This window comes from Acinetobacter sp. AKBS16, assembly GCF_002899995.1.
In the GTDB taxonomy this organism is placed as follows: Bacteria; Pseudomonadota; Gammaproteobacteria; order Pseudomonadales; family Moraxellaceae; genus Acinetobacter; species Acinetobacter baumannii.
Map to the genome: position 1 here is coordinate 31981 of NZ_POYH01000047.1, position 24237 is coordinate 56217.

The 24237-nt window shown below is 38.5% G+C and carries 15 protein-coding genes and 2 pseudogenes; 6 read left to right on the forward strand and 11 right to left on the reverse strand.

From position 1 onward, the window contains the following. Positions 1 to 23: 23 nt before the first annotated feature. The 3 genes from basG to basE all read right to left on the reverse strand — a co-directional run bounded on the left by basG (position 24) and on the right by basE (position 3808). The gene (gene basG / locus C1642_RS07815; RefSeq protein WP_103236158.1) at positions 24 to 1175 is read right to left on the reverse strand and encodes an acinetobactin biosynthesis histidine decarboxylase BasG; all 1152 of its coding nucleotides are present in this window, start codon (positions 1173 to 1175) and stop codon (positions 24 to 26) included. Between the two features lie 117 nt (positions 1176 to 1292). Further along, the gene (basF, locus tag C1642_RS07820) at positions 1293 to 2162 is read right to left on the reverse strand and encodes an acinetobactin biosynthesis bifunctional isochorismatase/aryl carrier protein BasF (RefSeq protein WP_103236159.1); all 870 of its coding nucleotides are present in this window, start codon (positions 2160 to 2162) and stop codon (positions 1293 to 1295) included. A 17-nt stretch (positions 2163 to 2179) separates the two neighbouring features. Continuing rightward, a complete protein-coding gene (gene basE / locus C1642_RS07825) occupies positions 2180 to 3808 on the reverse strand; it encodes a (2,3-dihydroxybenzoyl)adenylate synthase BasE (RefSeq protein ID WP_103236160.1) in 1629 nt (542 codons plus the stop codon). 161 nt (positions 3809 to 3969) lie between these two features. Between basE and basD the strand changes: the two genes are divergently transcribed. Together basD and basC are read left to right on the forward strand one after the other, a co-directional pair. Then, positions 3970 to 6912 carry an acinetobactin non-ribosomal peptide synthetase subunit BasD gene (gene basD / locus C1642_RS07830; RefSeq protein WP_103236161.1) on the forward strand — a complete coding sequence of 981 codons (2943 nt, stop codon included), beginning with the start codon at positions 3970 to 3972 and terminating at the stop codon, positions 6910 to 6912. Between the two features lie 47 nt (positions 6913 to 6959). Further along, on the forward strand, positions 6960 to 8270 hold the full coding sequence (gene basC, locus C1642_RS07835; protein ID WP_021511016.1) for a putative histamine N-monooxygenase: 1311 nt from the start codon (positions 6960 to 6962) through the stop codon (positions 8268 to 8270). Between the two features lie 68 nt (positions 8271 to 8338). Here basC and C1642_RS07840 read toward each other — a convergent pair. From C1642_RS07840 to bauD, 5 genes and pseudogenes are all read right to left on the reverse strand, one after another. Beyond that, positions 8339 to 10676 (reverse strand): annotated as a pseudogene (locus C1642_RS07840) (TonB-dependent receptor). An 85-nt stretch (positions 10677 to 10761) separates the two neighbouring features. Further along, on the reverse strand, positions 10762 to 11730 hold the full coding sequence (bauB, locus tag C1642_RS07845) for a siderophore-binding periplasmic lipoprotein BauB (protein ID WP_103236162.1): 969 nt from the start codon (positions 11728 to 11730) through the stop codon (positions 10762 to 10764). 6 nt (positions 11731 to 11736) lie between these two features. After that, positions 11737 to 12507 carry a ferric acinetobactin ABC transporter ATP-binding protein BauE gene (gene bauE, locus C1642_RS07850; RefSeq protein ID WP_000582113.1) on the reverse strand — a complete coding sequence of 257 codons (771 nt, stop codon included), beginning with the start codon at positions 12505 to 12507 and terminating at the stop codon, positions 11737 to 11739. Further along, positions 12504 to 13451, reverse strand: coding sequence for a ferric acinetobactin ABC transporter permease subunit BauC (gene bauC, locus C1642_RS07855; RefSeq protein ID WP_103236163.1), 948 nt, complete (start codon positions 13449 to 13451; stop codon positions 12504 to 12506). The genes bauE and bauC overlap by 4 nt, the downstream gene beginning before the upstream one ends. Beyond that, positions 13451 to 14387, reverse strand: a pseudogene (gene bauD, locus C1642_RS07860) (ferric acinetobactin ABC transporter permease subunit BauD). Before bauD ends, bauC begins: the two are co-directional and overlap by 1 nt. 630 nt (positions 14388 to 15017) lie before the next feature. Here bauD and basB point away from each other — a divergent pair. After that, positions 15018 to 17048, forward strand: a complete 2031-nt coding sequence (basB, locus tag C1642_RS07865) for an acinetobactin non-ribosomal peptide synthetase subunit BasB (protein ID WP_103236192.1) — start codon at positions 15018 to 15020, stop codon at positions 17046 to 17048. A gap of 70 nt (positions 17049 to 17118) precedes the next feature. Here basB and basA read toward each other — a convergent pair whose 3' ends face one another. Then, positions 17119 to 18963, reverse strand: a complete 1845-nt coding sequence (gene basA / locus C1642_RS07870) for an acinetobactin non-ribosomal peptide synthetase subunit BasA (protein WP_103236164.1) — start codon at positions 18961 to 18963, stop codon at positions 17119 to 17121. 393 nt (positions 18964 to 19356) lie between these two features. Here basA and bauF point away from each other — a divergent pair, with 393 nt between their 5' ends. Continuing rightward, positions 19357 to 20217 (forward strand): acinetobactin utilization protein BauF, encoded by an 861-nt coding sequence (gene bauF / locus C1642_RS07875; protein WP_103236165.1) that lies wholly within the window; start codon positions 19357 to 19359, stop codon positions 20215 to 20217. Here bauF and C1642_RS07880 read toward each other — a convergent pair. Beyond that, entirely contained in the window at positions 20214 to 20837 is a 624-nt protein-coding gene (locus C1642_RS07880; RefSeq protein WP_000528170.1) for a helix-turn-helix transcriptional regulator, read from the reverse strand. The genes bauF and C1642_RS07880 overlap by 4 nt on opposite strands. Before the next feature lie 253 nt (positions 20838 to 21090). On the opposite strand from C1642_RS07880, the gene C1642_RS07885 reads away from it, so the two are divergent. Both C1642_RS07885 and C1642_RS07890 read left to right on the forward strand, forming a co-directional pair. Further along, positions 21091 to 22059 carry a threo-3-hydroxy-L-aspartate ammonia-lyase gene (locus tag C1642_RS07885; protein ID WP_103236166.1) on the forward strand — a complete coding sequence of 323 codons (969 nt, stop codon included), beginning with the start codon at positions 21091 to 21093 and terminating at the stop codon, positions 22057 to 22059. Positions 22060 to 22303: 244 nt separating this feature from the next. Further along, positions 22304 to 22990, forward strand: a complete 687-nt coding sequence (locus C1642_RS07890; RefSeq protein WP_000995331.1) for a pirin family protein — start codon at positions 22304 to 22306, stop codon at positions 22988 to 22990. 435 nt (positions 22991 to 23425) lie between these two features. On the opposite strand, the gene C1642_RS07895 is transcribed toward C1642_RS07890, so the two are convergent. Beyond that, positions 23426 to 23989: a TetR/AcrR family transcriptional regulator gene (locus tag C1642_RS07895; protein ID WP_213064265.1), complete on the reverse strand. Its 564-nt coding sequence runs from the start codon at positions 23987 to 23989 to the stop codon at positions 23426 to 23428. Positions 23990 to 24237 lie beyond the last annotated feature (248 nt).

Genomic DNA, 24237 nt, shown 5'->3' on the forward strand with positions numbered 1-24237 from the left:
CTAAATCATTTTGGTTGATATGACTAAAAACCAACTGTACGTTTAGAGGCACCTTGTAAATCAAAAATAACGTCATCAATTAAGCTATCAATCTGACGTGTATCTCGGTGATGTGCCGTAGTAATTAAATGAGCCATATTTCCGGAAGTTGCCAGATAATGCTTTTTCCAGACGTGCTCAGAAGGACACGGAAATACTACAGTGATTGAATTCGGATTCCGCCAAGCAGGAATGCCCACTGCCTGAAAGCGATCAACCGCGTACTGGGCCATTTTTAGACAATGTTGAATTCTATGTCGTCTTTGTAAATTAGTTTGGCTACGTATTGCCGCCCACATCAGCAAGACGGTATGACCATTACGAGAACCGCTAATGGTTTGATCACGTGTAGAGATATAGTCAACATCTACTGATATACGCTCTACATTTTGGCGTTTGGCCACAACAATGCCACACGGAATCGGTGAGCCAATCATTTTATGACCAGACACACAGATTGAGTCGATACCATGAGCAAAGGAAAACGCTTGAGGATGATCAACAAAAGGTAAAATCATGCCACTTAAGGCAGCGTCGGCATGAATATAATAATCTCGGCGCATGATTCCGATTTGCGCTAAGCGCTCTTGAATCATTTCAATATCATCAATTGCACCGGTCATGGTCGTACCAATATTTGCAAAAATAATGGGGTGACTTTCTTTATTGGTTTTTATTTTATGGATTAAATCATCATAGTCGATTTCGCCATTATCCAATGATTCGATCACACAAGATTTCATCTGCAATAATTTGGCGATTTTTCCCACCGAATAATGCGTATCTTTTGAGTAATATAATGTGGAATCAGAAAATAGCTCACGCGCCAGATAGCAGCCAAACATATTACCTTCTGTGCCACCATTGGTTACGTATCCCCAGCTTTCTTCAAAGGGAATTTGAAAAATTTCAGCAAAATACGCCATCACATCTTTCTCAAAATCAAAAGAATTTAATGCGTAATTACTATAGTCTTTCCAATCACCACAATTATTAATAGAGAATTTGAAAAAACGGAATAAAGCGGAATAATCAAAATCTGCAGATTCAGGATATCCAATATTGAAGTATTGATGTTTTAAACAGTAATTCCAGAATGTCTCTATTCTCTCTTGATCAGCAGGCGATAAAATCATTTTTTGCTCCGTTAATATGACGATTACAAGTCGTCTAACGAGTCGCTATCAAAGATATAAATTTTATGTATAAATTTAGCGACCAGGATTTGTCGTATGCCTTATGATGGCAACCCTCTACCCTGCAATCCTTTGCCGTGCATCAACCAATGACCACCAATTTGATAAGGTGGGTGTGCGTCCTAATTCTTCAAAACTAATATTGATTCCCTGCGCTTTGAGTTCCGAAGAAAACTGCATAATTCGTAATGAGTCCAGTCCATAAAGAATCAGGTTTTCTTCTGGATCTAATTCATCTTCTTCAATAAGCTGCTGGACTTTTTGCTCTAACCAAGGTCGTGTAATGCCTGTTGCCACCTGCCCCACTACAGATTCGGTATCCACAACTTGACCGCAACGTGAAGATACATATTTCAAAGCTAAGCGGTGTTCTTCTTCTGAAAAATCGGCAACTGCATTCCCAACCAGAAAGGGTTGTATGTCACTCATAAAAGCTTCAATTGCCGTAACCATACAACCGATATGGGCATAGACACCGCCAATAATGAGCTGATCACGATTCCAGTTTTGCATTCTTTCAAGTAAATCCGAACGTTTAAACGCGCTATAACGCCATTTCGTTAAGACAATGTCATGTTCAGCAGGAGAAAGTTGATCAATAATTTTTTGCTGATCGATTGTTGAGGCTGGCAAACCCGGTCCCCACATGGCATTCAGTAATGCGCGATCTGCCGCTGGTTGCTCATAAGGCTGTGCTGTATAGACAACAGGAACATTGTTCTGATGTGCCCAACTTCTGAGTTGAACTAAATGATTAACAACCGTTTTAATTAATTCACTTTCAGCATCGTAAAAATTTAAAAAGTAGCGTTGCATATCATGAATTAACAAAACTGCTCGAGAAGGATCTAACTGCCAGTCTGTTTTATTATTTGGATAACTCTCTCTTTCGGGCATGAGATAAGTAGAAATTTTTGAAATAGCCATATGCTGCTCAATATTTATTAAGATGTTGTAGATGTATTTAAAATGCTGCGAAGTTGTTTTTTGTCCACCTTACCGACTGCGGTCAGTGGCAAACTTTCGATTAATTTGATCTGGTCTGGAAGTTTGTATTGTGCAATACCCAACTCCATGAGATGACGTCTGAGCACAACAGCTTTAAGTTCAGGATTCCGAGAAACAATAAAGGCACAACTTTTTTCACCGAATTGTTCATCAACAATTGCGACCAAAGCTGCGTGCATAACTTCCGGATGTAAAAGAATAAGTTTTTCTATTTCTTCCGAAGCAATCTTTTCACCACCACGGTTAATCTGGTCTTTAATTCTTCCTACTACACGTAAATTACCATCCGAAGTACGCTGCACGAGATCGCCCGAATAGTAATAGTTGTCCTCATCAAAGACCTGTGAATTATGTTCAGGGCTTTGGTAATAACCACAAAAGGTATAAGGTCCCCGAGTCGCAAGCATCCCTATTTCACCTTCCGGAACTTCTTTATACTGCTCATCCACAATTTTTATTTCATCATCAGAACTAATAGGACGCCCTTGTGTCGTAAAGATTTGCTCGTCGGAGTCATCGAGTCTGGTGTAATTGACCAAGCCTTCGGCCATTCCAAATACTTGTTGTAATTTACAATTGAGAACTTCAGGAACTTGACGGGCTAAAGATTCAGGGAAACTTGCTCCACCTACTTGAAGCAACTTTAAAGACTGAATTTGATCTTTATATTGCGCGGCTTTTTCTAGCCACATAATGACAGCACTCGGCACTAAAGATGCCATATTGACTTGATGTTTTTGAATAATAGAAAAACAATTGAGCGGTTCAGGATTTGGTGCCATCACAACACATCCACCTGCATGTAAAACGCCTAATGCACCGGGTGAACTCAACATAAAGTTATGAGGAGCTGGTAGAGCGCACAATAACCGGGTATTCGAGTTTAAACCGCAAATCTCGGCACTGGCCCGCACACTATAGTCATAGTCATTATGCGTGCGTGGAATAAGTTTTGGTGTTCCCGTACTTCCACCTGACAACTGAAAGAAAGCAACTTCATCAGCAGGTGTAGATGAAAAATCGACTAAGGTCTTTGCTGGTGTTTCAATCCAGTCTAATAGTCCGAAATCGGTAGCTTGATGATTGAGCATCAAAATAATTTCAGGACTTAAATTTACTTCATGAAGTGAGTCAATAAATTGATTATTGCTAAAGACTTCATGCTGACGCGAACCAATTAAAAGCTTAGGTTTAATCTGTTTAATAAAGGCATTTAGTTCATATTGGCGATGGCTATATAGCGCATTAAGCACAACCACGCCTGCTTTAAGCAAGGCAAAAAAGACAATATAAAACTCTGCAACATTGGGAAGTTGTACTAAAGCAGTATCACCCTTGCCCAAGCCTTTTTCAGCTAGTCGAGTAGCTAAATTTGTTGATAGCCGGTCCAGCTCGATATAACTCAACTGACGCTCACCACAAATAATTGCCGGCGAATGCGGATGCGATTGAACCCCTACCGTTAAAATGCGCGTCAAAGGTTGGTCACTCCAATAACCTTTATTTCGATAGTTTTGCGCTCTCTCTGGAGACCAGCGAACAAACTCAATCAACTGTTTTTTCATGACATTCTAAATATTCAATTTAATTTAATGGTTATCAAACTATTGATTCTTGGTAAATTTTCTTACATATCGGCATAAATATTTAATTTGAATACCGACTAAAGAAAACTCTTAAGACGGACAAGCTATATATTCACAGCAAAATTGGAAATGATTAACAAATGCAACTGGTAATCATTTTCATTTGTTTGTATGATGCTGAAACAAGATTAATTTGTCAACCGAGTTATCGTTCAATGTGTGAATTAACTTCGATGCAAGCGGCCTGCTGGTTTGGTCGCTCTGGCAACGCAACTTTAGGTGGCGTTGCTGCCCACCTCTATACAGAATTTGACGGTCAATTTATTGATCTACAAAAATTACATTTAGCACTTCAACGACTTTATAAAGAACACCCTATTTTGAGATTAAGTTTGAGTGCCGATGGCATCGCAAACATCATGGCTGAGAAGGCTCAACAGATATTAGAAGTCGATGATTTTTCAAAGCTTAGCGATCATCAAATTGAGCAAATGCTCATGCAAAAACGCGAGCAATGGACCCATCAAAAACTTGATTTAAGTCAGGGCCAAACTGCAAGATTTTCTGTAAGTGTTCTTAAAAATAATATTTTCCGTTTTCATGTAGATACGGACATGATTGCTATAGATCCGTCCAGCTTCTTGAATTTAATGGAAGATCTTTCTTTGTTTTATGAAGACCCAGAAATATCATTCTCCCGTCCGCCTAATTTTTTTGACTGGTATCAAAAAATACGGACAGACCCTGACCTAAAAAAATTAAACCAACGAGACCGCTTATGGTGGAAACAACGTCTGCCTCAGATTAGCCCTGCTCCGTCTCTACCTTTCATTCATCAAGAATTCAAAACAGCAAAAAGTGATCGTTTAAGTACTTGGCTATCGCCAAAAGAACGAACAGCATTACAACAACTTGCTAGAAAACAACATATTACTGTAACCAACCTGATATTAGGTCTATTTTCCTATACGCTTGGTCATGCAACCAAAGATCACAGCTTCCGATTAAATATTCCTACTTTTTGGCGCGAGCCAGTTTTAAAAAATGTCGAAGGCACTATTGGTGATTTTGCTAATCTAGTCATCCTTGATGTCGATATGAAAGGGACAACTACCTTAGCCGCATTCTGCAAACAAATAGCAAATCAAATGCTTGAGTTATTAGAGCATTCACATTATTCGGGTGTTAATGTTCTACGTGACCTGTCTCGTTATCATGGTAGTGCACAGATTGCTCCCGTGGTATTTACAGCGGCACTCGACTTAGAAAACGATAATTTACTTTCCGAAAGTGTCCGCCGTGTTTTTGGCTCAATGAATTGGGTCATTTCACAAGGACCACAAGTTGCACTTGATGCACAAGTTGCTCATGTAGATGACGGTATTTTAGTTAACTGGGACATCCGTTTAGATGCTCTACCCAAAGAATGGATCACGAATTTATTTGAATCTTTCATTCATTTACTTAAAAATCTTGCCGCACATCCGGAGCAACTTAATACACAAATTATAAACTCAGCACAAAATACCTCGTCAGATCGTACGTCTCAAAAACCATTAAATGCATTACAGCAAGCTTATCTATTAGGTCGAACTCAAGCCCTTCCTTTAGGTGGTATTGCCATGCAAGAGTTTAGGCAGTATCACGGCAAAATGGATATTGTTTTATTAAGACAACGATTGGCAGAAATGGTACGGCGGCATGACAGCTTACGAACCTATATTGATAAAAATAGGTTAATACAATATGTAAGCGATCAAGTGAGTGTCAATTTAAAAGAAATAGACCTAACTACATGGGAACCTGAACGTGCTTCTCACCACATCGAATCCTATAAAAATAGTTATACGCATGAGCTATTTGATTTAAATCAGTCGCCTTGGAATATCACCGTATTTTTATTAAAAAATAATCTATTAACAATTTTTGTCCGCTTTGATGCATTGATTTTAGATGGCCGATCTATAGCTTCACTTATGTTAGAGCTATTTGATGGACAACAACATGATATCCAAACACAAATAGAAAAAAATGAAGTTGAAAATAGCTTGTCTGTTCATCAGACAGATATGGCTTACTGGGAAAGAAAATTTTCTAAATTATCGGCTATTCCTGCGTTTCCGTGGAAAACACCCTTACAGCATTTACCGACTTCACGTTACCATCGTAATAGTCTGGTTATAGAAAAAGCTCAATTTAAACAGTTGTCTAAAATTGGCACAAAACATTCACTGTTTAAAAACTCAATCATCATGGCGATTATTTTGGAAGTGCTATCTCATTGGAGCACGGACAAATCTCTATGCGTTGCTGTTCCTATACTTCCTCTCTATGCCGGACCATTTTCTAATAGCTCTACGTTTATTGCTGTTGAGTGGAAAACTTCAGATCAATTTGCTGAACAAGCAAACCGTTTGCAAACTGAAGTTTTAGAGGGTTTACAGCATCTTTCATTTTCAGGCGTTGATCTCGCTCGACTATTATTTGAAAAAGTTGGCACTGCTCCAGTATTACCGATTGTAATTACAAATGGTTTGTCATGGCCGGTATTATCTGAATCTCATCCTATTCAGCAACTAGATGGCCTTACTCAAACACCTCAAGTTGCAATTGATATTCGCTTTAGCACAAGAAATGACGGCGCTTTGATTTTCGATATTGATTATGCCCAAGAAGCATTTTCATCCCAAATGATTGAAGATTTCTTGGATGCACTGCAATTAGCAATCAAGCAAATTATTGGTTCAGAAATATTCAGTTTTGATCTCAGCAATTTTTTCAGTGAGCTTCAAAATAAACGACCATATTTTAAAAATAATGAGTCCGATCATTCATCTATACCACTTGAAAATAATGCTAAACAGCAAAATCAACTACTCGACATTTATTTAGAAGTGATAGGCCACACACCAAATAAGGAAGTGGACAGTTCAACTCATTTTACTCATCTCGGGCTGCGTCCACATCATTTAAAGGTCGTTTCAAAACGTATTAATGAAACATACGCGATTCAGCTCTCACCTGTTCAACTTATTCAATGTCGCAATATTGCTGATGTAGAGAAACTACTAACACCACATTAATTCGTATTTTGAACTTTCATCATTTTGGAAACAGATAAAGTATAAACATGAAAAAAATAGATATTACCGGAATTGGTATTGGGCCATTCAACTTAGGTTTAGCTGCTCTTTTGTCTCATCATCCCGAAATCAAAAGCGTATTTTTAGAACGCAAACCAGAATTTCGATGGCATGAAGGACTGCTATTGCAAGGCACGACATTACAAGTTCCTTTCTTTGCCGACCTGGTTACTATGGCCAATCCTTGCCATCCCTTAGGCTATATTAATTATTTACATCAACATGATCGCTTGCATCAGTTTTATTATTACGACAGTTTTTTAATTCCACGCCGTGAATATGACCATTATTGCCGTTGGGCTTCAAAACAATTACCGGATTGTCGATTTGGAGAAAACGTAAGCCATGTGGAATATGATGCCAAGCTGGATAAATTTATTATAGAAAGTGAATCAGCCTCGGGCGAAAAACAAAAATATATAAGCCAAAATCTGGCGATTGGTATTGGGACTAAACCTCGAATTCCTACGTGGCTTGAAACATGCAAACACCCTTTAGTAAAACATTCTGCGGAGTTTGCAAAAATTCAGGAACAACTTAAACAATGTAAACAGGTCACGGTTATTGGCTCAGGCCAGAGTGCAGCAGAATGTGTGCTTGCTTTATTTAATTCACTTACCCCAGAACAAGTAAAAGCAGGCGCATCTATTCGTTGGATCACACGTTCTGCCGGCTTTCACCCAATGGAATATTCTAAACTTGGGCAAGAATGCTTTACCCCTGCATATATGCAATATTTCCAAAGCCTGCCTAGAGATAAACGCCGCGATATTGCTGCTAGTCAGGGCCTGATCTATAAAGGGATTAGCTTCTCAACCATTGGCGATATATATGATGTGCTTTATGAGCGTTCAGTGGCTGGTGAAAAATCTGGTTTAAGCCTATACACAAGCTGTGAGGTTGAATCGGTTGAAGAACTTGAATCGGGTTCTCTGCGTTTAACCTGTTTGCACACCCAACTCGATCAACGTTGCGAATTAGAAACTGATGCCCTTGTCGCAGCTACAGGCTATGTTCATGATTGGCCTGAATGGTTCCAAAATATGAAGGGTTCTATTTTAGCTGTTGATGATAAAAATGATTGTATTGTTCAAGAAGACTTTACGGCTTTACGTTGTGATCAGGGACAAGGTCGAATTTTCATTCAAAATGCCGAGATTTTTCAGCAAGGCGTTGGTTCTCCAGACTTAGGGATCGGAGCAACTCGAAACTCAGTCATTATTAATCAATTACTGGGGCGTAATGCTTATCGAATTCCTAAACAGTCTTCTTTCCAGCACTATGGTTTACCAAAATAAAAAAACGCTTAATAAAAAACTGCCAAATCAAATTTGGCAGTTTTTTTATATGTTCTTTTTAGATCAAATTAAAAATCAATTGTGGCAGATAATAAATAAGTACGTGGTGCACCAAGCATTAAATTTGTAAATTGAGGCATTGACCAATATGACTTATTGGTGAGGTTATCAATATTCCCGCGAATAGTGACAGGAAATTGAGCTATTTTCGTATTATAACGTGCGCCAATTCCGTACACTTCACGTCCAGGCACTGAGGTTGAATTATCATTATAAATATATTGTTTAGACGCAGCTGTCGCATTGGCAGTCAAAGTTAAGCCCGGGATATACGACACATCACCTTCAATACCAAGCTTAGCTTGCACTTTTGGAACACCGGCAACAACATTTCCTAACTCGCTTGCAATTCTGGTTTTTGTAATTTTAGGATCAATATAAGTTAATCCTCCCATTACACGAATATTGTCAACAGGTGAACCATAAAAGCCCCATTCAACTCCGCGATTACGTTGTTCTCCATCAGCACCATAAATAGATTTGATTTTTTCATCGGTACTTTTAATTACATACGAATTTCTAGATTTGATCTGAAATACACTAAACGTATTGGTGAAGTTACCGCTGTCAATTTTAATTCCGGTTTCCATCTGTTTAGTTTTAAAAGGAGAAAATATTTGCCCCTCATTTTCGTAGTTTTGTCCTGTAGGTACGGTTCCCCCTGAGCTTAATCCTTCAATATAGTTTGCATATAATGAAACATGATCATTTGCTTTTACCAAAATTGCAGCTGCAGGTGTAATAGCGTTCTTATCATAACGACCGTTAATATTTCGGACGCCCTGCCCATTTAAACTTTCGGTGACAATATTTTGAAAACGCAGTCCTAAGGTTAATTGGACTTGATCTTGAAGAACCGACATCGTATCGGCTAAGCCAACACTTGTTAAATTTTCTTTATTACTAAAAATAGGTGCAATAGGAACGCGATTCGGTTTACTGCCCCAGTTCGGATTATAAATATTAGTTACACGATCTCCCTCAGGAAATCCCTGTCTAATACCAGCTTCGTCATCCGTTTCGCGGTAATGTGTTGCATTGAATGCCAGAGCATGTTTGACAGCACCTGTATCAAATTTACCACGTAAACCCACTTCAGCAGATTTACGTTCATATTTGAAACCTAAATGTGCAATATTAAACTTTATATCTCCCGCTTCGTTTTGTATTTCAGTTTTAGCAGCACCTAAAGTGTTATATTCTGTTTTACTCATACCTGCCGTTGCATACGCCATCCACTTATCATTTAAGTCATACTCGCCTCGGATCATACCTCCCGTATCACGCGTGTTATAGACCGTCCACGTTGGGTTCAATAAAGTATCGGGATTTGGCGCTTTGGGTAAATTAACACCCGGTAAAATGGTTAAACCACGATTTATACCGTCAGCATGGTCACGGCTAGTATATAAATCGGCTGAAAGTCGTGCATTGTCGCCTCTCCAATCTAAACCAAGTGAAAATAGATGAGTGGTTTTTTCCTGCTCTTTAATCGGTCCTTCACCATCTCGATATACGCTATTGAACCGCACACCAAACTCTTTGTTTTCACCAAAACGGCGCCCAATATCCAGATGGCCTCCGAATTGTGAATCCGACATATACGTCGTTGTAAAACGAGTTAAGGGATCATCTCCTGCACGTTTCGGAACCAAATTAACTGTTCCCCCTAAAGTTGAACCTGGAGGCATTCCGAGGCATTCCGTTTAACATTGCTGAAGGGCCTTTTAACACGTCAATACGTTCAAACATTTCCGGTGAGGCGCGATATAAAGGAGCAATACCATATAATCCGCCCATAGAAGTATCGCGGCCAGCAGCCACAGAACTTGATCTAAATCCACGAATAGCATAACTTTCTGCAATTACGCCGTAAGCGCCAGTTGAAAAAATAGATGGATCCGTTTTTGCAATCACATCGGTGATATCTTTCGCTTGCTGATCTGCAATATATTTTTCTGTATACGCAATGGTATTAAACGGGGTTTCCATAGCGGTTTTATTACCTAAAAAGCCAACTGAGCTTTTCGACGAAACCTGCCCTCCCGCATAAGTATCATCTTGTTCAGCTTTTACGGTAATTGCGGGTAAAGCTGCTACATTTGTTTGAGCAGCCTGTTGTTGTTCTAGAGTTTTTGTTGAATTATCAATAACAGCAGCATAGGTGTTTGATGCACATAGAACAAATACGGTGCCTAATGCATAGCCTAATCGAAGGGCCATTTGTGCAGATGCAACACCATTTAATACAAAAGAACGGTGATTAATTCTTTGATCATTCCCAGTTTTAAAATTACGGTTATCGCTAACGTTGTTCATTGAAAGACCTTTAATGTTGTGATTCATTTTTTATTAACTATCTGCTTAAAATTCATAGCAAAATAGTGAAAATTTATGCTGTAAAATTTAACTAAGTGATGTGCCCAAAAATTTATTGATAGCCTTTTTTCACATCTTCCATCACTATTTTGAGTGAGGTTGGGCTTGCAGCCGTGGTGTACCACGCATCGGCATCGACAAAAATGACACGACCGTTTTTCCATGCTTTGGTTTGACGTAATAATGGATTTTCAACACTGGCAGCATTAATGTTTGAGCGATGTTCCATCACAGCAGTTCGGTCCACGATATAAAGAATATCGGGATCCGCTTTTTTGATGAATTCACTCGAAATAGGTTGCCCATGTAGACTTGTATCCACCACACCACTTGCAGGCTTTACCCCAAAAGCACTAAAAATAAAGCCATAGCGTGACTGAATACCAAAATTACTAAATGCCCCATTGTTATGAAGAACGACTAATGCTCTTTCTGGGCGATTGGCCGTTACGGCTTGTACTTGCTTCACCTGTTCAACAAGTTCAGAAACTTTCTGGCGGGCTAAATCTTCTTTATTAAATATTTTTCCTAAGGTCATCATATGGTCTTTAACCAGACCAATATGATTACTCTCGCTATTGTTGAAGTTGATATCGTAATGAATGGTCGGGGCAATTTTGGACAGTTCCTGATACTGATTAACGTGTAATGGCGTCATCAAAATCAAGTCTGGCTTTAATGCATATATCCTTTCCATATTGGGCTGTACAATTGCACCCAAATCCTGAATTTGTGCATCTTTTTTATATTTTTCCAAAAAGTGTGGAACATAATCTTTTGGCATTCCCATAATCGGGACATTGAGTTGATCTAGAAAGTCAGCTTCATTCATATCAAGTACGGCAACGCGTTGCGGTAAATGATCTATCACCGTAGTTCCAAGCGCATGTTTCACCATAATCGGTTCTGCTAGCTTCTGAGAAGCTTGAGTGGTATCTGCAACTTTTTGATCACATGCTTGTAGAGTGACAGCTGCCGCTATGATGAGGGCTACTCCCCCATACTTTTTCTTCCAGTTCATATGTATTCAAGCTCCAGATGAGTTGAAGTAATTACACATACAGCCACGCTCACTGTATGTAATTTCAAAATCAAGCTCGTACAGATCATTTAATTGCGCCTCTGTAATCACTTGTTCCGTTAACCCACTGAAATGAAGCTTGCCGTTCTTGAGCGCGACAATATGGTCCGAGTAATTCGTGGCAAAATTGATGTCATGAATGACTAAAATCACAGTGCGCCCTTGTTCATCACATAAGCGTCTGAGTGCACGCATAATTTGAACGGCATGTTTCATATCAAGGTTATTTAAGGGTTCATCTAATAAAAGTACGTCTGTTTGCTGGGCGATCGTCATCGCCAAAAAGGCCATTTGCCTTTGACCACCACTAATTTCATCTATGTAAGATTTGCGCAGTGGTTCTAAAGAAAGAAACTCAATAGCTTCATCAACCACCTGACGATCTTGGTCGGTTAAAACACCACGGCTATAGGGAAAGCGTCCAAATGACACCAGCTCTTCTACGGTTAAGCGCAAATTAAAGCCGGGTGCTTGACGTAAAGTCGCGACATGCTTGGCATAAACAGCGGTTTTAATATCCGCAATATTTTGATGATTAAGAAAAATCTCGCCTTTATCCGGCTCAATTAAACGTGCCATCATCATGAGCAAAGTCGATTTTCCGGCTCCATTTGGACCAATGAGTGACGTCACCTGACCTGTAGGAAATTCAACATTTACGTCAGTCAGTATTGGCTTATTTCCATATGACTTATTGATATTCTTGACATGAATCATGCAACACCTCGGGTACGAACCGTCAGCGCAAGGAAGTAAATGCCACATACCAGATTGACCAAAATGCTGACGGTCGTTTTGTAATTAAAAACGTGCTCAACTAAAATTTGAGCAGCAATAAATATGGCAATCGTGATGGCACAGCCCATAGGCAGCGTTAATTTATGCTTATAACTTCTTGCTAGCGCATAAGTAATGTTGGCAATGAATACGCCCATAAATACTGTCGGGCCAATCAGGCTGGTAGATACCGCTACCAAAATAGCGATCAGGGCTAAATAGAAACTGACATAGCGGTGATGATGAATGCCTAATGAAATCGCTTGCTCACGCCCTAAAATCAGAACATCCAGAACAGGGAGCGCTTTCCTACCGAGAAATAGAACAATGACTACGGCTAAGCTGGCATACAATAAAGTTTCTGGTTGAGAGCGATTAAAAGAAGCATAGCTAAGGCCTTGGAAAACAGAAAATTCACCAGGATTAATTTTGAGTTGAATAAATTGAGTAATCGTCCCGACGACCATCGTAAGGACTAAGCCTAAAAGCAACAGGAGAAAGACATCATTTCTGCCATATGGCAATAACCACTTATGGATTACCCATGAATAAAGCAGCATTAAAACGATAGAGATAAAGAAATTACCATTTACCCCTAACTGGCTTAATCCATGTGTCCCCCAAAAAAACAACAACAAAACTTGCCATAAGAGATAAATCGCTTCATAGCCCATAATGGAAGGGGTCAAAATACGATTACCGACCAATGTTTGAAAAACAATCGAGGAAAAAGCAACGCAAATACCGGCTATCACAATCGTGGCAAGACGCAGAAGTCGGTTAGGAATGACATAATCAAAATCTAACCCTGAGTTTAAAAATAAAAAACATACTGCTAGACAAATGACAGTCAGATAAATCATCCATAACTTTGTAATACGCATTATCTGAACTCCCTCAAAATGAGGATGAGGAAAATAATTCCCCCCACACCACCTGCGGTAAGTCCGATCGGCACTTCAAATGGATAAATGATTGAGCGGCCAAGAATGTCGCAAATCAGTAATAGAGACGCCCCACCTAAAGCCACAATGGGCAAGGTTTTAGCTAAGTTTTCTCCGTATTTCAGTGCGACTAAATTGGGGACCACGAGCCCGACAAAAGGAATAGCACCAACCGTAATTACTGTGGTCGAAACTGTAAACCAGTATCAAACCAATGGCGGCTATAGCTGCATAACTAAGTCCCAAGCTAGAAGCCATCTCTTCCCCCATACCAATCACGGTAAAGCGGTGTGCGAAAAGATAAGTCAGGACAACAATCGGAAAAATAATGTAAATAACTTCATAGTGGCCTTGGACAATTTTTGAAAAGTCCCCTAAAAGCCACCCTTGCATACTTTGTAAAATATTAAAGCGATAGGCATAAAACTCAGCTAAGGCACTCAGTACACTGCCGTACATCAAGCCAATAACCGGTACTAAAACCGTATTTCTAAAACGGACCCGCCGAATAATTGCGATATAAATTAAGCTGGCAATAAAACAAAAAATAATCGCAAATATCATCTTGCTCAGCGTGCTGGTTACCGGAACTAAAGTTAACGACACTAAAATTCCCAGTTTGGCAGCATCTAAACCACCCGAAGTTTCCGGTTCAACAAACTTGTTACGCACAATATGCTGCAAGATGACGCCACATACCGCCAACCCGATACCGGTAAGCACAATAGTAATCAAACGAGGAATACGGCTGGCTGTAAGAGTGAGCCAACTCTCATGAGAAAAAGAAAATAAGGTAGACCACTGTATTTGTTCAGCCCCGAGCAATAATGAGCAAATACATAAAATGATAAAAATACAGAATAAGCCGAATTGCATCAGTGGCGTGCCCCACTTGAGCGTAATAAAACCGATGCAAATTGCAAATTTAGTCCCATCAAACCAAAGTGAGGGAAAATTTGTTCAACATTTGATGGGCTTATTAACCTTTCATGATTGAATATTCTCATGAAAATTCCTCAATTTTATCGAGACAACAGAATCAGTTCCTTTTAAATAGGCAAAATCACAGCCCTATTCCGAGGAGCGTTTTTTCATCTTTAAATTATTTTTGCCCAACCAATTTCGAATTAAATAAATATTAATCAATCACTTATTATTTATTTTCTATTTTAAAAATTCGTCATTCTCAATTGGCACTATCTACTTGCAAATAATAATCTTGATGTAAATGAGAATCAATTATAGTATGTTTAAAGGTAAAATGTAACCCTACTGTTACATCAGTACAGTTCATGTGGACATCAACTCATTAGAAAAAGGTCAATTTTTGCAAACAAGCAAATCTATAACATTATGAATTATATGAAATTTAATCTAATGTAAAAAATTTGCGAAATAAAAATTGATGAAAATAGCCATTTGATAAACCAGGATTCATTTATGTTGGAACAATTTTCCAAATCGCCCTCTCTCCTTTCAGTTACTGATTACGAAGAACATATCTGGATGTTGCAATTACAGCAGCCTGAACAAGTTAACCGACGTTTTAATCTGTGGAAACTTAATCAAGATTTAGACATTCAACTGCTCATTAAAGCAATTCAAGATATCATTAAAACTACACCTGACTTAAATGTCCGCTATACATTTAGTGACGAAGGTGATTTATACAAATATCCATTTGATGATCATTCAGCTTGCCTAGAAGTAAAAAAGAGCAATGCAGAACACGTATTTGAGCAGGTAAATACCTTAAAAGCGCAAGCATGGAATGCAGAATTTCATCCCCCTTTTTTTACAAGTCTCGTAGAAACTGAACAAGACTATTTTCTTATTTTAGCGCTCCACCTGATTCTCGATGAAAGCTATCAAAAGTCAGATTTCATTCAGGCCATACAAAATCGATATCAACAATATTCACCACATAATATGCCATTGGTGCTGACAGAAATTGATATATCAAATCAACTAGATGTAAGTTCTACAAAAGCGTCAGCACAATCTAACCAAAACTATGTATCAGAAATTATTTTAGAAGAGTTTCGAAATACACTCGCTGAACCAGAAATGAGTCAACATGATGACTTTTTTGATTTTGGCGGCCATTCACTATTAGCAACACGAATTATTGGAAACCTACTTAATAAACATGGAATTGAGATTCAATTTAATGATTTCTTTAAATCTCCATCTGCGGCTGACTTAGCTCAATACGCTTTCGTTAAATCTGCAAAAACCGAAAAAACCACCTTACAAAGTGTAGATCAAGCCCCGCTTACTTTAGCTCAAGATTTCCTGTGGCAAGCTTATTCTGCGTTCGATTTTAGCCCAATTTATAACTTACCATTTGCCGTAGAATTCCTTGAAGAAATTAATGAAGATGTTTTCTTTCAAGCGTTTACAGATATTGTTGAGCGCCATGCAGGTTTACGCACAATTTTTAATAGCGCCAATGGTCAAACCTATCAGCAGGTTGTTCCTACGTCTGAACTTCAACAATTCAAATGGTTTTGGAACAGTGCCGAAAGTCAAGATGCAACGCTTGCAAGTGAAGCTTCATATAAATTTGATTTAACCCGTGAACTTCCCTTAAGAATTCGTTTAATTCGAAATGCCAAAGGTCGCCAAACTCTATCGTTTTTAGTTCACCACATGGTGATTGATGAATGGTCTTTAAATACGATTATGGCTGACCTTGCGCATGCTTATCTTGCTCGCTCAAATGCTCAAGTTCCAAACTGGAAGGCACCTGCCCAATCTATTCTTGATTTTTCTTTACTCCAGCAAAAACAAGGTATCAACCAAGACCATTTAAATTATTGGACTAACCTGTTAAGAGGAGCAACCAAAGGTCTAAGCCTTCCTGTTTCGGAACATGAATTAAATGCTGAAAAGGAAAAACCTCCAGTCCAATGGATCGAACTTAAATTTGCACCAGAAATGCATGACAAGCTTCTCGCATTTTCGAGACAACACAGCTCTTCTATTTTCACGGTTCTCTATACTGCTATCGCCCATGCATTACAGCAACAGGGTAATTTAAAAGATATTGTAATTGGTACTTCTGCATCTGGACGAACTGATCCTGAGTTCTTTGATACGGTGGGTTACTTTACGACCATGGTGGCGCATCGCACACAGTTTAGCCCTTCAGATTCATTCCAATCGTTGCTCCACAATATCAGCACAATGATTAATACCTCGATGGCCTATGCAGATATTCCAATCAACCATATACAAAATGCGTTAGGGATGAGTGCCGATGAAGGACTGTTATTTGATGTGTTTATTCATATCCATTCAAATAATGCTTTAAACGGCGCGCTCAAAACACCTCAGGGACAAGACCTTCCTTATCGTCAGATTTTGCCGGAACGTGATGAATCGATGTTTGGCTTACATTTTGAAATTATGGAAAATGTGATTGATGGACAACATCAGTTAAGCATGATCATTACGTATCAAGCCCATCGCTTCCCGACTGCAACAGTGGAAAGCATCTGTGAAAAAATTAAGGCAACCTTAGCTCAAATCTAGTTGCCCTAAAACCAACCATGTGCTTAAAAGCAAACAACTCAACTCTGCTTTTAAGCACATTTCAATTTTTCTATTTTATTTGTTGCTCTACTTTATTCACCACATCCTGAATTGTTTTGCAGCTAATGAGTGTATAAAAATCAATTTCTGTATTGAGCTTTTGAGAAAGTTTCTGAGCAATACTCATGAGTTGTTTCGGACGAATTCCTATCGCTAATATTTCACTTCTATAAAAAATATCCATTCTTTCAGCTTGGCTGTCAGCTATGCATTCACGGAAAACCGATAACACCGAATCTCCCACCTTAGCGACCGATGACAGTGTTTTAGAGGAGTTTGCAGAGAACGTAGAAGATACGTAAATTTTACTCTGAGCGATTTCTTGCACAGCTTTACGATCAATTTTTCCATTTCGGGTCAAAGGTATGGTTTCGATGCCTAAATATTTCGAAGGAATATGTGAACTCGGCAAATGTATTTTTAAGAAGTTCTTTAATTCGGGGCTATTTAGGCGAGTAGTTTTATATTTATTTTCTAGGGTGTAAACGGCGACTAACTCTTGAGTTTCAGTCGTTGGATGTACACAACTGATCACCACACAGTTATGGATATACGGGTTCTTCGTCAAAGCATTTTCAACCTCGGCCGCAGAGATTCTCACACCTTTTATTTTTAAATAACCTTCCTCACGTCCCGCAAAAATAATATTTCCATCTTCCCTAAAATATCCTTGGTCACTCATGCGAAAAGCAGTTTGAGTTTCATTTTCGCTCACTTGAATATCAACGAAATCTTTATAATTAATTTCCCCATCAATTAAATAACCATTAGATAAATTCAGGCCGGCCATATACATCGTACCGACCTCGCCCATTTGGCAAGGCTTTAGATTTTCATCCAAAATAAAATAACGGTTATTTTCTAAAGCTTTTCCATACGGAATAATTTCCTGATCCTGCTCATTTATTTCATGCCATATACTCCAAATTGTGGTCTCGGTAGGCCCACCTAATGAAAATAAACGAGCGTTAGGCAATTGTTGTCTTAACTTCGCTATAAGGGAAGGCTTGATATAATCGCCGCCTTGGGCAATTAAACGTAAAGACTGTAGTTGTTCTTTTTGAGCTACACTGAACAGCATATCGACAATGGCAGGCACACTGCTCCAAAGCGTAACCTTGTAACGATCTACTAAATTGGCCCAGACAACAGCATTTTTACTTTGCTCAAAAGATGGAACCACCAAAGTTGCACCCACTGCCATTGCAGCAAATACATCAAATACCGACATATCATGATGAAACGGTGTTACCGCCATAATTACATCGTCCGCAGTAATTTTCCATTCCGAGATCGTCTGTTGTAGCGTGTTTTCTGTGGCTTGATTATTTAAGACCACACATTTCGGAGTTCCTGTACTTCCCGAAGTATATAAATAATATGCCGGACGTCGGTTAATTTCGGCATTAAAGCTCGGTTCATACTCAGTTGTAGCCGATAAAATTTCGTTAATATTTAGGTTTTGAACACCAACAATGGATGAGTCACTCACCACAACATCTGCCCGACTATTCGTCAATAAATAGTTCAGTCTCGACGGCGGTGAGTCCATATCTACAGGTAGCCAAATGATGCCAGTGAGCGCACATGCCAAAGCGGTATAAATATGCTCAGGACTTTTTCTCAGGCAAATTGCCACCACCGACCCTGTTGCCAAGTCTTGCATTTTTAGCGCATACATAATGACGACCTGAGTCCCTACCTCAGCATAACTAATGCTACGGTCTTCAAAAATGAGTGCTGTTCGATTGGAATTTTTATCAAAAATATTTTCATAAATTTGCTTTAAAAAATTTTCTACATTGTTATTTTTATCATTCATTTGCCCTAAATTTTGACTCAAATCTTTTAGCATTTATCTTGGTCCTCACCCTATTCTTTATGCAATACCACCCAACCTAATATTCAAAACAAAGTTATAAAAATGTCGTTTTCATCGCTGTTTGTTTGAATAATAGATACCCCAGCACAATAATATAAATGATAATCATTTACAATTGCTATTAAGAGAAATATCAATTTCTCTCTTTTAAAAGACATTAATAAAAAATGATAAATATCAAAATAATAAAATAATTTTTGCTATTCGATTTAATTGCTTAGAGAACTAATTCTATCGTCTAAAACTCACAATTAATAATGATTATTATTTACATTAAGAGCTAACTTGGTTATCGTAGCTCATAGAGAGATTACATCTATATCAATTATCGCGCTCTATAGTAATCATTAAGCTTGGGTTATATATATGACAAAAATTGCAGAAAAATCGAAACAAGAATATGGCGACTTATTAAAAGAAAAAGACCATTTACAAGATATGGAACAACTTGAGATGACTATTGTCTCGATCCAGACGCCGTATCCTTCTATTGTAAGAATTCAAGGAAAAATCAACACATTACAACCAGAGCTTTGGCAAGCTCCCAATTTGGCAATTCGGTTAATTGTGAGCAATCCGCCAGAGGGACAACCCATTTCACGCGTCTATACGGTCCGTTCATTTAACCCTGTAAATGCTCAAATCGAAATTGATTTTGTTAAACATGAAGATTTAAGCCCAGCAATGGAATGGCTTAATTCGGCTCAAGTGGGTACAAAAATCGGGCTTATTGGCCCACGCCCCCATTTCATTCCCAACTTCACAGCCAAAAAGCATGTGGTCATGTTTGCCGACGATACGGCTGTACCAGCGTTATATTCAATACTCAAGCAATGGGAACTCGGCATAAGTGCGGATATTTTCATTGAAAGTTTTGAAAAAGACATTGCTAGCCAATTACCCGAACTTGAGCATGTCAAAATTCATTCTTTCTACCAAGAACATCACACGTCACAGAAAGGCCTTCTTTTAAAGGCAGCATTTGCGCTAGAAAATTATGAAAATATTACGATTTGGGCGGCTTGCGAACGCAACGAAGCAAGAGCCTTACGTCAATTTTTTCTAGAAGACCAACAGTTAAATAAAAATGACGTGCGTATTGCTGGCTATTGGAGAGATGGCGTATCAAGTTCAGAGTTAGACAAGCTGCGTGCTCAACATTATCAGGAGCATATTCAACAAGGTAAGACCTTGAACGAATATGATGACCTCGATTTGGCAAATTAAGTTTCTTTTACATACAAATAGGCACTGGCTCTGGATATACCTAAATGTTGGGCAACCGTTTCCACCGCCTTTTTAATTTCTAGTAAGCCATTATTCTTGAGTTCTTGTATTAATTGCTTTCTCTCATTGAGTTTTAGCATACGCGGTGTAGTGGCATGTTTTGAAGCAAATTGATCGATATATCTTCGAATTGCTTCCGTGCCATTCGGTTCCAAATTTTCAATAATGCTGTCATTTTCAATTTTAGTGAAATGCTCTAAAGCGCTTTGCATCCCTCTAAATAAGGTTAAATCAATATTCATACATAAAGCGGCTACGTACTGGCCCTCTTCATCTTTAATGCCGATCGAGGTGCTTTTTGCAGGGCGGCCATCTGCAAACTGGTTAGCATAGTTTGTAATAAGGTTTGGAAACTCCGGAGACATAATTCTTGCCAGCCCCAACTCAGTTGCCGGATCTCCAACTTTTCGGCCAGACAAATTATTGTGTATTGAAAGTATGGCATGCTCAGGATTGGTTAAGTCATGGACAACCACTTCACAAAATGGCGCTAGTGTTTCACTTAACCCTTTCGCGATAGTATCAAGTTGAGTGAGTAAATGTTTATCACGATTGCCCAATGTATTTCTCCTAATGACTTAATTACTGTTTCAAACCCTAGAGTGAAGTATGCAAACAGTAATTTAGACTTTTTATCTAATTTTAAACTTAATGTAAATCAAAATCTTATATCTCATTGTTATCAAATTAAAAAATAAATTAGACATTTTATCTAAATATATATATTTTATCTAAACAAGGTCAATAGATTGTGCTTTCCTTGGCAATACGAAATCTTGCATCCGAAAACATTGAATAGAATCAGGTTTAATTATGAACAATTTAACCCTTCCAAATTATGAAGATGTCGCAGCCGCTGCTGAACGTATAAAAGATTTTATAAATAAAACCCCTGTTTTAACTTCACGTACGGTGAACAATGAATTTGAAGCAGAAGTGTTCTTTAAATGTGAGAATTTTCAGCGTGTAGGCGCTTTCAAATTTCGTGGTGCCATGAATGCACTTTTGCAATTTAATGAGACTCAAAAGAAAGCAGGTGTAGTTGCTTTTTCTTCGGGAAATCATGCACAAGCCATTGCGCTTTCATCAAAAATTCTTGGTATTCCTGCAACCATTATCATGCCTAAAGATGCACCTGCTGCAAAAATGGCAGCAACGCGAGAATACGGCGGCAATATTGTTGAATTTGATCGTTACACGGAAGATCGGGAAAAAATTGGAAAAGAGATTGCCGAAAAAAATGGTCTAACATTAATTCCGTCTTATGACCATCCGCATGTGATTGCAGGTCAAGGTACGGCTGCTAAAGAATTATTTGAAGAAGTCGGTGATTTAGATTACCTGTTTGTATGTTTAGGTGGTGGCGGTTTGTTGGCAGGTTCTGCCCTGTCTGCTCGCCAGCTTTCTCCGAACTGTAAAATATATGGCGTTGAACCTGCGCTAGGAAATGATGGGCAAATGTCTTTTAAAAAAGGCGAAATTGTTCATATTGATACCCCACCAACCATTGCCGATGGCGCGCAAACTCAATATTTAGGCAAATTGACCTTTCCTATTATTCAACAGAAAGTTGATGATATTTTGACGGTCACAGACGAAGAACTCATTAACGCTATGAAGTTCTTTGCTGAAAGAATGAAGATGGTGGTTGAACCGACAGGATGTCTTGGATTTGCGGCTGCCCGTAATTTAAAACATGAGTTAAAAGGCAAACGTATCGGCATTATTATTAGTGGTGGCAATGTCGATATTTCTAAATATGCAGAGTTTTTATCTGCTTAATCAAACTCAATGTCTATCTATAATTTCCTTTAAAGCCTTATAGCTAGGCATTTATATGTAATGTCTTTTTAAAAAGCCTGCTTTATACAGGCTTTTTTTATATCTAAAATTTAAAACGAATATTTATAAAAATCTTAATCATCTTAAAAATGCAACAATATGTTGCATCTACTCTATTTTTAGCTTTACCCCACAGGTTTAACATATTCCTCAAGAGATAAATAATAATTGAGGAGATCGAGTCATGAATGCTTATTTGCATCGTAGTGAAGATCGTGGTCATGTTAAAGCAGGCTGGTTAGAGTCTTATCATAGCTTTTCGTTTGGTAGCTGGTATAACCCTAAATATATGGGGGTAAGTGCACTTCGAGTCATTAATGATGACCGAATCGATGCCCACAACGGTTTCGGTACTCACTCGCATGACAATATGGAAATTTTAACCTGTGTGCTTGATGGTGCAATTTCACACCGTGACACCATGGGAAATGAAGGCCAGATTAAAGCAGGTGAATGGCAACTTATGAGTGCCGGTACAGGTGTTGCTCATAGTGAGATTAATAACACCGATACACCAGTGCACTTATTACAAATCTGGATTATTCCCGATGTAAAAGAAGCCGAGCCAAATTATCAGCAAATTAGTTTGGACCCACGTAATCAACCGAACGAATGGCATTTAATTGCAGGCCCTGACGCAAATGCACCAATGCATATTCGCCAAGATGCAGAGGTAAAATCTGCTGTACTTGAAAAAGATCGTGAACTTCCAGTTGAGACTTCAAAACGAGTAAATTACGTTCATGTAATTTCAGGTGAAGTCCGTATTGGTGAGTACGAAGTGAAAGCGGGTGATGCTCTGGTCTTTGAAGATAATGCCGTGATTCATGCAAATGAAGACAGCCAATTTATCTGGTTTGATTTACCTTAAACTGCTTAAAAGCCCTTTATATGAAAGGGCTTTTTAGTCACTGCTACCGCCTCCATCACATCCGCCTGAGTCGGAAAATGATGAGCAATCATTTGATGAATGAGAACTATGGTGACTGTTATCGTAAATATGGTGGTGTGGTGAATGTGTTGAAGCTGAATAATCATGCTCACCTGATGGTGAATAATTTTTTGAATTTCTAAGTAATGCGATTAAGCAAATGATTCCAATACTCGAAAAAATGGCAATAAATATCACAATAAATAACTTCAAATAACGTCCTCCCTCATACAGCTATAGAGATCATTGTTGTTTTTCTCTTTCATTATTTAAAGGAGCCATGCTGAATAAACAAGTTATTTTTTGATAAATACAGCATGCAGCCCCCTTTCTTATGACTCGTATTTAGCCGCTACTGACGCAACCCTAATCTTTTCATTTGCATGTAGTTAGTCCTCTTAAAAAACATTCAAACACATTCTCCCGCTCGCTTACCCCACCAGAGCTTAAAAGCTGAATAATTGTGCCCTCCACCATATATAAAAATAGTTTGGCATCGGTAAAAGAGACATCGGGTTTAAGCAATCTAAGTTGGCTATAAATCTCATTTTTTAGCCATGTTCTATAGCGCACTGCGGATTGATAAGCGTTGGGATAGCTATTTTTAATTTCAAAAACGGCTTTAAATAATAAATAATACGGCCCTTCTAAATCGGTATGTAAATCATAAAGCTTTTTGAGTTTATCTATTGTGGGAGTACTTAAATCATACTCAACCATTGCGAGTACTTGTTCTTGGAGCTTTTCTTTTTGCACCATCAGGCAAATTTCAATGAGTCGTTCTTTAGAGTGAAAATAATTATAAAAAGTCGCTTTTGTAATCTCTGATTCTCTCACTATTCTGTCGACCCCAATAAGGTGAAATCCACGGTGATGAAACAGATCAATTGCTTTACTTACAACATATAAGGCACGTGTTGGGAGAATTAAATTTGGCATAGTTTTACCGTTATAAATTCTTGTTGTTTGTAAATGAGATACTTTTTTGGGAGAAAAAAAGGCACAGCAAAGCCTATAAAGACTGTGCTTGGCACATCTCAAGTTTTATTGTTGCTAAGTTTTTGGTTGTGACGATTTAAAGCCTGAAAGGCCTAATAGCCCTCAAGCTGCTTTAAAGTTTATGTGGTGTCGTTATAGCTTTTGGCATTGAGAGCCAAGAAATAATGGATGTGCAAAGCCAACTCCTT

Bases quoted from the DNA above. Each gene is read 5' to 3' on its own strand.
- bauF (WP_103236165.1), top strand. From the start codon at position 19,357: ATGACAAAAATTGCAGAAAAATCGAAACAAGAATATGGCGACTTATTA.
- C1642_RS07895 (WP_213064265.1), bottom strand. From the start codon at position 23,989: ATGCCAAATTTAATTCTCCCAACACGTGCCTTATATGTTGTAAGTAAA.
- bauC (WP_103236163.1), bottom strand. From the start codon at position 13,451: ATGCGTATTACAAAGTTATGGATGATTTATCTGACTGTCATTTGTCTA.
- basD (WP_103236161.1), top strand. From the start codon at position 3,970: ATGCAACTGGTAATCATTTTCATTTGTTTGTATGATGCTGAAACAAGA.
- basF (WP_103236159.1), bottom strand. From the start codon at position 2,162: ATGGCTATTTCAAAAATTTCTACTTATCTCATGCCCGAAAGAGAGAGT.
- bauE (WP_000582113.1), bottom strand. From the start codon at position 12,507: ATGATTCATGTCAAGAATATCAATAAGTCATATGGAAATAAGCCAATA.
- C1642_RS07885 (WP_103236166.1), top strand. From the start codon at position 21,091: ATGAACAATTTAACCCTTCCAAATTATGAAGATGTCGCAGCCGCTGCT.
- basA (WP_103236164.1), bottom strand. From the start codon at position 18,963: ATGCTAAAAGATTTGAGTCAAAATTTAGGGCAAATGAATGATAAAAAT.
- basC (WP_021511016.1), top strand. From the start codon at position 6,960: ATGAAAAAAATAGATATTACCGGAATTGGTATTGGGCCATTCAACTTA.
- basG (WP_103236158.1), bottom strand. From the start codon at position 1,175: ATGATTTTATCGCCTGCTGATCAAGAGAGAATAGAGACATTCTGGAAT.
- bauB (WP_103236162.1), bottom strand. From the start codon at position 11,730: ATGAACTGGAAGAAAAAGTATGGGGGAGTAGCCCTCATCATAGCGGCA.
- C1642_RS07890 (WP_000995331.1), top strand. From the start codon at position 22,304: ATGAATGCTTATTTGCATCGTAGTGAAGATCGTGGTCATGTTAAAGCA.
- basB (WP_103236192.1), top strand. From the start codon at position 15,018: ATGTTGCAATTACAGCAGCCTGAACAAGTTAACCGACGTTTTAATCTG.
- basE (WP_103236160.1), bottom strand. From the start codon at position 3,808: ATGAAAAAACAGTTGATTGAGTTTGTTCGCTGGTCTCCAGAGAGAGCG.